At 57.3% G+C, this 13,392-nt stretch carries 12 protein-coding genes; 8 read left to right on the top strand and 4 right to left on the bottom strand.

From position 1 onward, the window contains the following. The first annotated feature begins 15 nt into the window (after nucleotides 1-15). Nucleotides 16-624, top strand: a complete 609-nt coding sequence (locus WI754_RS26240) for a hypothetical protein (RefSeq protein WP_341486927.1) — start codon at nucleotides 16-18, stop codon at nucleotides 622-624. 231 nt (nucleotides 625-855) lie between these two features. Here WI754_RS26240 and fba read toward each other — a convergent pair whose 3' ends face one another. From fba to tkt, 3 genes are read right to left on the bottom strand one after another with little or no spacing between them, the layout of a single operon-like run. Beyond that, nucleotides 856-1,941, bottom strand: a complete 1,086-nt coding sequence (fba, locus tag WI754_RS26235; protein ID WP_341486926.1) for a class II fructose-bisphosphate aldolase — start codon at nucleotides 1,939-1,941, stop codon at nucleotides 856-858. Nucleotides 1,942-1,966: 25 nt separating this feature from the next. Then, on the bottom strand, nucleotides 1,967-3,007 hold the full coding sequence (locus WI754_RS26230) for a class 1 fructose-bisphosphatase (RefSeq protein WP_341486925.1): 1,041 nt from the start codon (nucleotides 3,005-3,007) through the stop codon (nucleotides 1,967-1,969). Further along, nucleotides 3,004-5,001 carry a transketolase gene (tkt, locus tag WI754_RS26225; protein ID WP_341486924.1) on the bottom strand — a complete coding sequence of 666 codons (1,998 nt, stop codon included), beginning with the start codon at nucleotides 4,999-5,001 and terminating at the stop codon, nucleotides 3,004-3,006. Before tkt ends, WI754_RS26230 begins: the two co-directional genes overlap by 4 nt. A 179-nt stretch (nucleotides 5,002-5,180) precedes the next feature. Between tkt and WI754_RS26220 the strand changes: the two genes are divergently transcribed. Continuing rightward, nucleotides 5,181-5,945: a DeoR/GlpR family DNA-binding transcription regulator gene (locus WI754_RS26220; protein WP_341486923.1), complete on the top strand. Its 765-nt coding sequence runs from the start codon at nucleotides 5,181-5,183 to the stop codon at nucleotides 5,943-5,945. 477 nt (nucleotides 5,946-6,422) lie between these two features. Here the strand turns inward: WI754_RS26220 and WI754_RS26215 are convergent, their stop codons facing one another. Then, nucleotides 6,423-6,863 (bottom strand): RpiB/LacA/LacB family sugar-phosphate isomerase, encoded by a 441-nt coding sequence (locus tag WI754_RS26215; protein WP_341486922.1) that lies wholly within the window; start codon nucleotides 6,861-6,863, stop codon nucleotides 6,423-6,425. A gap of 218 nt (nucleotides 6,864-7,081) precedes the next feature. Here WI754_RS26215 and WI754_RS26210 point away from each other — a divergent pair, with 218 nt between their 5' ends. The 6 genes from WI754_RS26210 (at nucleotide 7,082) to dhaL (ending at nucleotide 13,208) form a co-directional block, all read left to right on the top strand. Next, nucleotides 7,082-8,560, top strand: a complete 1,479-nt coding sequence (locus tag WI754_RS26210; protein ID WP_341486921.1) for a sugar ABC transporter ATP-binding protein — start codon at nucleotides 7,082-7,084, stop codon at nucleotides 8,558-8,560. Nucleotides 8,561-8,614: 54 nt separating this feature from the next. Beyond that, nucleotides 8,615-9,619: an ABC transporter permease gene (locus WI754_RS26205; protein ID WP_341486920.1), complete on the top strand. Its 1,005-nt coding sequence runs from the start codon at nucleotides 8,615-8,617 to the stop codon at nucleotides 9,617-9,619. Between the two features lie 84 nt (nucleotides 9,620-9,703). Continuing rightward, nucleotides 9,704-10,693, top strand: a complete 990-nt coding sequence (locus WI754_RS26200; RefSeq protein ID WP_341486919.1) for a substrate-binding domain-containing protein — start codon at nucleotides 9,704-9,706, stop codon at nucleotides 10,691-10,693. A gap of 61 nt (nucleotides 10,694-10,754) precedes the next feature. Further along, nucleotides 10,755-11,528 carry an SDR family oxidoreductase gene (locus tag WI754_RS26195; RefSeq protein WP_341486918.1) on the top strand — a complete coding sequence of 258 codons (774 nt, stop codon included), beginning with the start codon at nucleotides 10,755-10,757 and terminating at the stop codon, nucleotides 11,526-11,528. A 32-nt stretch (nucleotides 11,529-11,560) separates the two neighbouring features. After that, on the top strand, nucleotides 11,561-12,553 hold the full coding sequence (locus WI754_RS26190) for a dihydroxyacetone kinase subunit DhaK (RefSeq protein WP_341486917.1): 993 nt from the start codon (nucleotides 11,561-11,563) through the stop codon (nucleotides 12,551-12,553). A 13-nt stretch (nucleotides 12,554-12,566) separates the two neighbouring features. Then, entirely contained in the window at nucleotides 12,567-13,208 is a 642-nt protein-coding gene (gene dhaL / locus WI754_RS26185) for a dihydroxyacetone kinase subunit DhaL (RefSeq protein ID WP_341486916.1), read from the top strand. Nucleotides 13,209-13,392 lie beyond the last annotated feature (184 nt).

Genomic DNA, 13,392 nt, shown 5'->3' with positions numbered 1-13,392 from the left:
GAATGAGGACGTACGATGACGATGAATGCGCAACAGGCGACGAGGTATGGGGTCCGACCTGAGACGGGTCGGCGAGCAGGCATCAAAATCGGTGCTTGCGCCATCGTCATCGGTCTGTCTTTCGCTGTCGCCCGCCACGTAGCGGTCAGGCCAGCCGACACCAAAGAGCACGTCGCGGGCGCCAGTGGCCTCCGCGAAGACAAGCCGACCAGACTACAGGCCGCTATCGATGCGAGTCCCGCTTTTGAAGGAACACTTGCAACGAAATCAGACCTTCGCGCGACGGTCATCCCCACGCTGAAGCCCGTTGCTTCGCAGAAGCGCACGACATCCAGTGCCGATGGCAGACGGGTAGCCGCTAGGGGAAAGATGCCTCAAGGCGTTTTACGGTTTGATCGCTGCATTCCAAAGTGCGAAACGCAGGATCCGCTGATTGTGGGTTATTCCGGGCCGAGCCCAGATCCAGCAGTCGCGCAGTCAACAGCGAACGATGCAGTGGATGTAGGATTCGATCTGTCGTCCCTGCACAGAGCAGGGCACCTTCTCGGCCGCACCGTAGCCATGCCGCGTGCAGCGCTCAGAAAAGGCCGCGATATTATCTATGGCATCGTCCGCTCCGACTGATGATACCGTCTCGGCACGCGGTGAGCGTCCCGTCGGGTTCTGCTGTGATTTATCCCAACGAAGTCAGCCGAGGGGGAGCGAACGTCATCCTTATGCGCTGCATCAGCCCAATGGCGCGCGCCGCTTAAGTCGCGCACATTCTTGCACCTGTGCCTCAACATTGAGGCGCAGGCGTTTTGGTGCGGCCTCCTGCGCGCCACAATCGCACACATCCATGCAATCAACGTCAGACTACTCGCCCGAAACGCAACCTGCGACGTGCACCGGGTCAAGGCTTCCCGTCGCGTAGCGCTTTGCCATTTCAGCAAGCGGCAGGGGACGAATTCTGGAGGCGTTGCCTGAGGTCCCGAACTCCTCGAAACGCTGTTTGCACAGGCGTGTCAGCGCGTCCATGGCCGGTTTCAGATACTTGCGCGGATCGAACTCGGCGGGGTCGCTCATCAGAACCCTGCGTACCTGTCCGGTCATGGCAAGCCGACAATCGGTGTCGATATTGACCTTGCGCACACCGCTCTTGATGCCGCGCTGGATCTCGTCAACAGGGACGCCCCATGTGGGCTTCATCTCGCCGCCAAACCGGTTGATGATATCCTGCAGTTCTTCCGGGACCGTCGAGGATCCATGCATGACGAGATGTGTGTTTGGCAATTTGTGATGGATCGCTTCTATAACGTTCATTGCAAGAACGGACCCGTCTGGTTTGCGGCTGAACTTGTAGGCGCCGTGTGACGTCCCCATTGCGACCGCCAGAGCATCGACCTTGGTGGCTTCGACAAATTTTAGCGCCTCGTCGGGGTCAGTCAAAAGCTGGTCGTGACTCAACTGCCCTTCGGCGCCGTGACCATCCTCCTGGTCACCCATTCCCGTCTCGAGGGAGCCAAGTACGCCAAGCTCGCCTTCCACCGATACGCCCCTGGCGTGAGCCGCATCTGTCACCGATCGAGTGACTGCCACATTGTACGCCCAATCTGCGGGTGTCTTACCGTCGGCGAGCAACGAACCATCCATCATAACCGACGTAAAACCGGCTTCTATCGCGGTCCTGCAAGTCTCTGGTTCGTTTCCATGATCCAAATGCACACAAACGGGAATGTTCGGATAGATTTCAGTTACCGCATCGATCATGTGCCTCAGCATGATATCTGTTGCATAGTTTCGCGCGCCGCGTGACGCCTGCAAAATAACCGGCGCATCGCAATCATTCGCGGCAAACATGATCGCAAGTGCCTGCTCCATGTTGTTGATGTTGAAGGCTGGCACGCCATAGCTCTTCTCGGCCGCATGGTCGAGCAACTGTCTGAGGGTGATCCGGGGCATGGATCTGCTCCTTTCATTTGTTAGATCACGGGATACGCCGGTTCAGATACCTGGACACGGTCTGGACCTCGGCGGATGCACCAAACACAAGCGGCGTGCGCTCATGATAAGCGGAGGCCTTCTTGTCGAGTATTGCGTCTCGTCCGTCTGACGCACGTGCCCCAGCTTGCTCGCATAGGAACGCCACCGGGTTTGCCTCATAAATCAATCGCAACCGACCTTGCTCGTAACCGGGCCGTTGGTCGCTCACGTAGAAGAAGAGGCCATTTCGCATGAGTATTCGGTGAAGCTCCCCGACAAGCGCGCCGAGCCAGCGCATGTTGAAATTCTTCCCTCTGGAACCATCCCGGCCAGCGAAGCAATCATCAACATAGTTCCTCATTTCCGGCGTCAGATGCCGATGTACTGATGCATTGAAGGCGAGGTCCGTCGTCTCAGCGTCAAGAGAAACCGACCTCTTGACGATATGGAACTGACGGCTGTCGGGGCAGAGCGTGGCAAGAACCACGCCATCTCCGACAGAGAAGCCAAGATCGACAGTGTGGCCGTATGAGATATAGCCGGCCGCGATCTGGTCTCTGCCGGGCCGAAGAAAGTGATCCCCTGCCACGACAGTAGCGGCCGGCAGAATGGAGAAAATGGTGCCCAATGGGGCGCCAATGCCGACATTGCCCGAGCCGTCCAGTGGGTCGATTGCAACGACGACCTTACCTCCCGGACGACCAGCTATCGGCAGCTCCGCCTCTTCGGACAGTACCGATCCAACACCTGCCTTCAGCAAGAGGTCGACAAACAGGAGGTGGGCACCGACATCAATGCGCTTCTGCGTGTCACCATCAGCGTTTGAGCCCGACGGCTGTCCGGGATCTCCGGGTAGCGAACCTTGGGACAATCGGGTGGCAAGACGACGGGCGCCTTCCAATATTGCCAGTATCATGGCACTCGTCTCCATTCGGAGCGGATCTTGCTTGGCCCATCCGTATAGGTAGTCGGCAACAAGCAGGCCTGATATTCGGACGTTGTCTCCTTCGAGAACGAGTCGATCGTTCGGTTGGCTGTTTCTCATCGGTTGCGCCCCAGCAGCAACCTGGCACGCGCAATGATATTTTCAGAGGTAATGCCGAACTCCTTGTAAAGGGTTTCGGCCGGAGCGGATGCGCCAAAGCCGGGCATTCCAATGACGTCGTCTTCGCTCGCGACATAACGGGTCCAGCCAAATTTGCCTGCGGCCTCGATGGCGATCCTGGGTGCCGTTCCGAGAACATCTTGCTTGTATGCTGCCGACTGCGCTTCAAAGAGATCCCAGGACGGCATTGAAACAACGGCGACGGCAAGCCCTTCTTCTTCAAGGCGCTTGGCAGTTTCCACAGCGAGAGAAACCTCGGTTCCGGTCGCCAGAAGGCTAACGTCACGAGGGCCGTCCGCCTGACGAATGACATAGGCTCCATGGGCGGAGAAGTTTTGCCCCCCTGCATCGGTGCGTAATTGCGGCACGTTCTGACGAGAGAGCGCAAGAACCGATGGCGTGCGTTGCGACTGAAGTGCGATCGCCCAGCATTCAAGGGTCTCGATCGTGTCAGCGGGACGGAATACATGCAGGTTGGGCATAGCCCGCAGGCTTGCCAGGTGCTCGACCGGTTGGTGGGTCGGGCCGTCTTCCCCCAGCCCAATGGAGTCATGTGTCAAGACGTAGACAACCCTGGTCCCCATGAGTGCGGAAAGACGAATTGCGTTGCGTGCGTAGTCGGAAAAAACCAGAAATGTTCCGGCAAAGGGGATCAATCCGCCATGGACCGCCATGCCATTCATTGCGGCAGCCATTGCGAATTCCCGGATACCGTAGCTTACGTAGCGACCGTCAGCACGATCCGGGCCAAAGTCGCTGTCAACCGCGGCAACCCGGGTCAGGTTCGAGTGCGTGAGATCGGCAGAGCCACCAATCATTTCGGGGAGGGCGGCTGTAAGGGTTTCAAGCGCAATCTGGCTTGCCTTACGGGTCGCAACGGTTTGTGGATTCTCAATGAGCTTCGCCTTCGCTGCGGCAACCGCATGATCGAAGAACTGCGGCAAGTCACCTTTGATTCGGCGGAGGAACTCTGCTTGTGCCTCAACGGTTTGGGCAGCAAATCGGCCTTTCCATTGCTCCCGCGTCACCGAACCGCGACGGCCAACTTCCCGCCATGTGGACAACAGACTTTCGGGAGTTTCAAAAGGCGCGGCCGTCCAGCCGATGGCGGCTTTTGCACCTGCTGCCTCATTGGCTCCGAGCGGAGCGCCGTGTGAAGAGTTCTTTCCGGCTTTGGTCGGTGAACCGTAGCCGATAATGGTTTTGAGAGCGATCAAGGTCGGGCGATTGGATTCCTTGGCGCGTCGCAACGCGGCGTCGATTGCCTCATGGTCGTGACCATCAACTTGTTCGACGCTCCAGCCGCAAGCTTCAAACTTGACCGGAATATTGTCGCTGAGGGAAAGGCTGGTTGATCCATCGATCGTGATGTTGTTGTCATCGTAGAGAACCGTCAGCTTTGCAAGGCGCAGATGCCCCGCGAGGGAGACGGCTTCTTGTCCAACGCCCTCCATCAGGCATCCGTCGCCGCAACAGACGTACGTTCGATGGTCTACGACATCGCTCCCGAACTGAGCGGCGAGTGCACGCTCCGCAATCGCCATGCCAACAGCGCTCGCCAGACCTTGGCCAAGCGGCCCCGTCGTGGTTTCCACACCTTCGGTGTGACCATACTCGGGATGGCCCGGCGTCTTTGAGCCCCATTGGCGAAAGTTCTTGATCTCCTCGATGGGCATATCGGTGTAGCCGGTCAGATGAAGAACGCTGTAGAGCAACATCGAGCCATGGCCGTTGGACAAAACAAATCGATCGCGGTCAGGCCACGACGGGTTTGCAGCGTCGAACTTCAGGTGCCGCGCAAAGAGTACTGCTGCCGCGTCAGCCATGCCCATCGGCATACCCGGATGCCCCGAATTCGCGGCTTCGACAGCGTCGATGGACAGCGCTCGAATACAATTCGCCAACTGGAAGAGTTCACTACTGGGTAGAGTCACGACTGTTGCCTCCTGGAGTTTTCTGGATGACGCGGGATATCACGAGCCGTATTCTCTAACAACCAAAAATAACAAAGTAACATTATTTTTGTTTCATATGTTGTAGATTGTGTTTGTTTACATCGGGCCTTGCTCGCCATAAAAACAAGCCAGCTGCCTGAAAACGAGGAATGCGAGAGATGAAACTAAATAGCCGCAGGCAGAGCATCATGAACCTCCTCATGGAAGCCGGGACGGTAACGGTCGAGGAGCTTTCAACGCGCTTTGGCGTGTCGGAGATGACCATTCACCGCGATCTGAACGATCTTGAGGGAGACGGGCTGCTGCGTAGGATTCGCGGGGGGGCTTCGATTGAGCCGAACAATCAGTTCGAAGTCGATTTTAGGTTCCGCCAACGCTTGGCCGCGAAGGAAAAGGATCGCATCGCGAAAGCAGCAGCCGATCAAATCGAATCCGGTCAGACAGTCATCATCGATGACGGGTCAACTGCGGGAGGTGTTGCCCGCTACATCGCCGACAAGCAACCGCTGACAGTGATCACAAGCAATCTTGCCGTGATTGAACTTCTTGCTGGGAAAGAAGGAATTACCCTGATTACCCTCGGAGGCCAGTACAGCAAGAAGTTTCACGGGTTTTTCGGGCTTTTGACTGAAGAGGCGCTGCGTTCTTTACGAGCTGACATCGCATTCATGTCGGCATCATCGGTTTATGGGACATCGGCCTTCCACCGGGAGCAGGAGTCTGTACAGGCGAAACGTTTGATGATGCGGGCTTCCGAGAGAACGTTCCTGTTGGTCGACCACGGCAAATTCGGTAAAAGAGCGCTTCAATTTCTGTGTGAACTGGACGAGTTCACGGGCGTTTTGACTGGAAGCAAACCGGATGAGGGTTCTCTTGAGAGCTTGAGGTCGGCTGGCATACCGATCACTGTTGTCGCCGAGTGAAGGTCGGGGCCAAGGCCCTGCTGTTCGCGATTTCTGCGACGTTCAATGTAAGTCTGCGCCTACTTTCGCCATTGTCCATGTCTATTGACTGGTCACGTTAGCGCAGTCGGTCTCTGTCGATGGTCGGGCTCAACCGAAGACAGTCATCGTCTTGCCCTTTAAAGGTTTTTGTTGCGACGGTGACATGCCGGTCAAAGGTCCGGAGCGCCAACGTCCCTTGGGTGAAAAGGCGGCGTATCACCTGCCAAACGGCAGGTGATTGCGCATATCCTCTTCCATCTGGACTATACCGTTGGCTCCGGCTCGCCGGATCTGCTGATCTTCCGCCTTGCGGCAGAAACGTTCGGGCTCCGGGACGACTCCCGATACCGCCGGCGAGGACTTTCACCTCGTCCCAAGAGCAAACATATGGATCGCGCCAGCAAGCGCACCTGGCACCACCTAAACCGGTCGACGACGTCGAAGCGAGACTGAAGCTCAGTGCTTGGCTTCATCGAGCCGGTCGATTGCCTTGACGTTGTCCGCGGATGGTCCATTCGGATCGAAGTCCGACGCCAGGTACGTATCGACAATCGCCTTTGCCAGTTCTGGCCCGATGACACGCGCACCCATCGTGATGATTTGCGCGTTGTTGGATTTTGCAGCGCGCTCGGCAGAATAGGTGTCATGTGTAAGGGCTGCGCGAATTCCCGGCACTTTGTTTGCGGAGATTGCCACGCCGATCCCAGTACCACAAAACAGCAGCCCGCGGTCGAACTTGCCGGCCATGAGCATTTCGCCTGCTGCCTTTGAAATATCAGCATAAAAGCCAGGCTGGCTGATGTCGGTGACGGTAACGTTTGGCCTATTGGAAAGATATGCGGAGATTACCTCCAGCAGCGGTTTGCCTGCGCTATCGGCGCCGATCACAATCTTCATTGGTGTTTCCTTTCATAAGCTCTCTTGGGTTCGCAGACCTGCGCGGAACGTCGCTGCGTAACGCGTCGGGCGACCATTCCTCGCTGCAGCATGCATATTCTCACTCAACACTTGACATTTGTCGATAGCTAATTGAATATTGTCAAAACCGATGCTGAATGGAGGCTCCAGGCATCGGTGGCCCACACTTGATTGGGCCGGCTGAGGAGGAGAGACAGTTGGAATACCTGCTTGAAGTAGGAGGACTGCAGAAGTCCTTTGGTGGCGTCGCAGCATTGCGAAACGGCCGCCTGCAGTTGCGACAGGGCTCGGTGCATGCGTTGTGCGGCGGCAATGGCGCCGGCAAGTCCACGTTTCTGAAAATCCTGATGGGTATTCACGCCCGGGACGGCGGTTTCATCCGCCGCCGTGGCAATGAGGTTGTCTACTCGTCACCCGCAGAGGCTTTGGCAGCTGGTATCGCCATCATCGAGCAGGAGCTGAGCCCAATCCCTCATATGACTGTCGCCGAGAACATCTATCTCGGCCGGGAGCCTTCCGGCCGCTTTGGCGGCATCGACTTCAAGACGATGAACCGCAATGCCCAGGCTCTCCTCGACCAACTCGAATTCAATATTCGTGCAAACCAGTTCATGATGAACCTTTCGGTTGCGCAGGTTCAGCTCGTGGAAATCGCCAAGGCGCTCAGTCATGACGCCGAAGTCATTTTCATGGATGAGCCGACATCCGCCATAGGCGAGAAGGAAGCGCAGCACCTGTTTTCGGCAATCGAACGGCTGAAGGCAGCGGGCAAAGGCATCGTCTATGTCTCGCATCGGCTCTCTGAGATCTTTCAGATCGCAGACTCCTACACCGTGTTTCGCGATGGGAGTTATGTCGGGAGCGGCGAGTTGGACCAGATTGATCGCCCAGAACTGATCCGCCTGATTGTCGGCCGTGAGCTTGGAGAGGAATACATTAAAACCAATGCTCCGACGGACGTCGCGGGGTTGGAGGTGACGGGCCTGACCGCGCCTGGGAAAATCGACGATATCTCGTTTACCGCCCACAAGGGTGAGATTCTTGGCATTTATGGCCTGATGGGATCTGGCCGCACCGAAATTTTCAACTGCCTTTTCGGACTTGATTCACCGTCAACCGGCAGCATCAAACTGGACGGAGAGCCAATATCGGTCAGCAGGCCTGCCGACGCCATGGCGCATGGTCTGGCATTCGTTACCGAGGATCGGAAGCTGACTGGTCTCAATCTGACAGACAGCGTGCGCAACAACATCTGCCTGGCCAGTTTGCCCGAAATGAGTCCGAATTTCTCGATGAATCGCCGATCGGAAATGGCCGCCAGCCAGGAAATGATCAAGCACTTCAGCATCAAGGCCGCGAGAGACACGATGGCCGTTTCGGGCCTGTCGGGTGGAAATCAACAAAAGGTCGTGCTTGGCAAATGGTTTCTACGCAATCCCAAGGTCTTGCTCCTTGATGAACCTACCCGCGGCGTCGACGTGGGTGCCAAGCGGGAGATCTACCGCATCATTTGTGACTTCGCGGAAGCTGGCGGGACTGTCGTGATGATTTCTTCCGAAATCGACGAAGTCCTCGGCATGTCGGACCGAATTCTCGTGATGCGCCAAGGCCGGTCCACCGGAATCTATCGCAGGGAGGAAACCGACGCGCAGTCGCTTGTCCACCTGTCGACCTGACAGGAAGGGCAGACGTCAAACACAGATGCGTCCGGTAATTGAGAGGTAATTCACATGTCCGCCACCGACAACAATGCGTCCAGCGCCTGGTTCAGTTCCAACCGGCGCAGGCTGATCATTCAGGAATACGGGATTTTCCTGGCTTTTCTGCTGCTTGCCCTGATCCTTTCGGTTTCGAACGAATACTTCTTGACCCCAGGTAATATATCAAATGTCCTGCTGCAGACATCGATCAACGGTGTCCTGGCGATTGGTATGACCTTCGTCATCCTGACGCGTGGCATTGATCTTTCCGTCGGCTCTGTCGTCGCGCTCGCCGGTATTGTCAGCGCGAGTTTTGCGACCACGTCCGCGACGGCCGGTATATTGGGCTCGCCCTATCCGGCCTACCTCGCTCTCGCAATCGGACTGATCGTCGGTATCGCTTGTGGTTCGTTGGTCGGACTGATCGTCTCACGTTTTGCTGTACCGGCGTTTGTCGCGACGCTTGGCATGCTCTCCGCTGCCCGAGGACTGACGCTCATCTACGGCGGCGGCAAGCCGGTTCCAGCCCTGACGCCTGAGTTTCGCTGGATTGGAACCGGTAATGTCCTGGGTGTGCCCATGCCGGTGATCCTGCTTGCGATCGTTTTTGCGGTCTCGTGGTGGGTTCTGACGCGCACGCGTTTCGGTCGCTACATCTATGCTGTCGGCGGAAATCCGCATGCTGCCAATACATCGGGCATCAATGTCACCCGACTGCGTTTTCTCGTCTATGTGATATCAGGCAGCCTTTCGGGATTGGCTGGCATGATCCTCTCGGCACGCACCGGATCTGCGCTGCCTCAGGCAGGTATTGCATACGAGCTGGACGCAATCGCTGCCGTTGTCATTGGAGGAACCAGCCTCTCCGGTGGTGTTGGGCGCATAACCGGCACACTCATCGGCGCGTTGATTATTGGCGTCATGAACAACGGCCTCGATCTAATGGGGATCCAATCCTACTACCAGCAGGTCCTTAAAGGCGCGCTGATCGTTGGCGCCGTGATGCTCGACCAGAAACGAAATCAGGGCGCTTGAACCCGACGAAATCCGGATGCTTCGCATTCGGAGCCCAAACGGCGCGCCATACGGTCGCCGGAGTTCCAACGGAGGAGACTAACAATGAAGAAACTGCTTATTGCCCTTGCTGTCACGACGGCGGTCTTGGCTTCACCGTCTTTGGCGCAAGACAAGAAACTGAAAATCGGCGCTGCCCCCTACGGCCTCAACGCAGAATTTATGCAGATCTGGTCAGCGGCGCTCCAGCAGCACCCTGCCGTAAAGAGCGGCGAAGTCGAGTTGACTGTCTTTGACGGGCGCTACGATGCCCTGGTTCAGCAGGAGCAGTTCAACACGATGATCACGCAGCAATTCGACGCGATCATTTTCGTTCCGATCGACATCGAAGCGGGTGCAACTGCGGTTCAGGCCGCGCATGATGCCGGTATTCCCGTCGTCGGCTCCAACACCCGCGTTAATTCCGACCTCCTGTCGGCTTATGTCGGCTCGGATGACACCATCTCCGGCTACATGGAAGCCAGGACGGTGCTCGACAAAATCGGTTGCAAGGGCAACGTTGTAATTCTTGAAGGTCCTATCGGGCAGTCGGCACAGATTTCGCGCCTTGAAGGCAACAAAAAGGCGCTCGCCGAATGCCCAGATGTGAAAGTCATTGAGGATCAGACGGCGAACTGGTCGCGTGCCGAGGCTCAGACCCTGATGGAAAACTGGCTCACCGCCCATCCGGGTCAGATCGATGGGGTGATCGGCCAGAATGATGAAATGGCGCTTGGCGCAATCGAAGCGATCAAGGCCGCCAAGCTCAATGTCGGCGACTTCGCAATCGCTGGTATTGACGGCATCACCGATGCGCTTCGTGCAGTCAAAGATGGCACCATGACATCCATACTTCAGGATGCCAGTGCGCAGGCACAGGGCGCGCTCGATCTGGCCATCCTCAATGCAAAGAATGGCGCCTACAAGCCGGAGTCGACTATCTGGGCCCAGTATCCGGACATGCCGTTCAATGACGGCAAGGAAAAGAACTACAACGTCCCGTGGACTCCGGTGACGAATAGGAACGTCGACAAGCTGCTCGAAACACGCAAGTAAAAACCGATCCGGCGGGGCGGCAAGCTCGCCCCGCTTCCCAACATACCGAGGTTTGAGTGAGATGACCGATACAGCTCCAGAAATTGATTTGAACTTTCCGCTTTCCGGCAAGGTCGCGGTCGTTACGGGCGGCGGATCCGGCATTGGCGCTGCCGTCGCGGCAGCCTTCGTTTCCAAGGGCGCAAAGGTCGCTGTTCTCGACATCAATGTCGACCTTGCGAAGGCGAAGGCAACGCAGTTGGGCAGCGCTGCAAGCCCCTTCGTCTGCGATGTCTCCAATGCGGACTCTGTCAATGCAGCAATTGCTAGCGTCGTATCAACGTTAGGCGGCATCGATATCGCCGTTAACAGCGCGGGTGTGGCTTTTCTTGCACCGGCAGAAGACCTGTCGCTGGATCACTGGGAAAAGACCATCAACATCAACCTCAAGGGCAGTTTCCTCGTGACCCAGGCCGTTGGTCGGGTGATGATCGCGGCCGGCAAGGGCGGCAAGATTATCAACCTTGCCTCGCAGGCTGGCACCGTCGCAATCGAGGAGCACGTCGCCTACTGTGCCTCCAAGTTCGGCGTTATCGGGATGTCCAAGACGTTTGCGGCCGAATGGGGCAAGCACGGCATCTGCGTCAACACCATTTCCCCAACCATCGTGCTCACGGAACTCGGCAAGAAGGCCTGGTCCGGCGAAAAGGGTGAAGCGGCGAAAAAACGCATCCCTTCGGGCCGATTTGCGTTCCCGGAAGAGATCGCGGCTGCCGCCATCTTCCTCTCCTCCGCGGGCGCGGACATGATCAACGGCGCTGATCTCTTGATCGATGGCGGCTACACAATTCTTTGAGCCAAGCGCTCGAGCATACGACAGGAGACATCATGCAGCGGTTCATCAACAATCCCGACGAAGTCGTTGAAGACACGGTAAAAGGCTTCGTCAAGGCACATTCGGATATCGTACGCATTGCCGAAAACCCGCGTGTGATCGCCGCGAGAAATACACCGAAGGTCGGAAAGGTCGGCGTCGTCACCGGCGGTGGTTCTGGACATGAGCCCGCCTTCATCGGCTACGCGGGCAAGAACATGCTCGACGCGGTCGCTGTCGGCGAGCTGTTTTCCTCGCCGACAGCCAAAAGCTTCCATGACGCAATTCGGGAAGCCGATGGTGGAAAGGGCGTTATTTGCCTCTATGGCAACTATGCAGGCGACAACATGAACGTGAAGATGGCGGTCAAGCTCGCGGCCAAGGACGGTATCGAGGTGGCAACGGTGGTCGCCAATGACGACGTTTGCTCCGCCCCGCCCGAGGAACGCGAGAAGCGCCGCGGTGTCGCAGGCGAAATCTTCATGTGGAAGATCGGCGGCGCAAAGGCCGCGCAGGGGGCAAGCCTCGAGGAAGTCCGCGCTACCGCCCAGAGGGCGATCGATAGTTGCCGATCAATCGGGGTCGGTCTGGGACCCTGCACCCTTCCGGCCGTCGGCCATCCGAATTTCAAGATCGAGCCCGGCACCATGGAAGTCGGTATCGGTCACCATGGCGAGCCGGGAGTTCGGGTGGAAGCGCTGAAAACGGCTGCGGAGGTCGCCAGGGACATGTGCCAGATTGTACTTGACGATCACAATCTGGCCGTGGGTACCGAGGTTGCGGTGCTCGTTTCGGGTCTCGGCGCTACACCGGTCAATGAACTCTATATTTTGAACGACACGATCGAGACCGAGATCACAGGTCGTGGCCTCAAGGTCTACAAGACCTATGTGGGCAATTATTTCACCTCGCTGGAAATGGTCGGCGCGACGCTGACCGTGATGGGTCTTGACGACGAACTGAAAGGGCTTCTCGACGTCGAAGTCCGTTGCACAACATTACTCTGAGGGAGACAGGTCAATGCAGACACTTAACAATGCCGCCGCCGGCGATATCATCCTGTCAATGGCCGACCGGATCGTGGAAAACCGGGCTTATCTCAGTGAGATCGACGGTAAAATTGGTGACGGTGACCACGGGGTCAATATGGCCAAGGGGTTCGGCATGGCGTCTGAACGCCTCAAGGGTAAAGATCTGCCGCTTGCCGCATCACTTGAGACATTGGGTACCATTTTGATGACCGAGATTGGCGGGTCGATGGGACCGCTTTACGGCGTGATGTTTACTGAGTTTGCTGAGAAGCTCGAGGGTGTCGAAGCCATAAGCAGCGATACCTTTAGCCGGATGTTGCACGCTGGACTAGAAGGCATCCAGTCAATCGGCTCGGCGAAAGTTGGTGACAAGACGCTGCTCGACACGCTGGTGCCGGCCGTTGAAGCTTTTGATGCTTCCGTGGCCGCCGGCAAGTCGTTTGCCGAAGCTCTCGACGCATTGGTGGCAGCAGCCGAGGCGGGCCGCGACTCGACACTCAATCTGGTGGCCAAGATCGGCCGTGCAAGCCGTCTTGGCGAGCGCTCGCTTGGTGTGCTGGATGCCGGGGCGACCTCTTGTGCAATCATCCTGAAAGAACTTTCTCTCGGCGCCCGCACCCGGCTTCAATAGAATGGCGTGACTTCGCGGGGCTTCTTTCCCCGCAGGCGAAACTCCCAAGGCTGCGCGATGCTGCTGTCTCCAGTGGCGTCGCGCGCCGCTCCCTTTGCCTGAGGAAGAATTTGCAAACATGCTGTATTGCATTCATCTTCGGGCGACAAAAGGGAACCGTTGGTAGTCATGATAGGCAAAACAT

This window comes from Pararhizobium sp. A13 (assembly GCF_040126305.1).
Lineage (GTDB): Bacteria > Pseudomonadota > Alphaproteobacteria > Rhizobiales > Rhizobiaceae > Pararhizobium.
The sequence above is the reverse complement of the archived record's forward strand: the minus strand, read 5'-3'. Positions and strand labels throughout refer to the sequence as shown.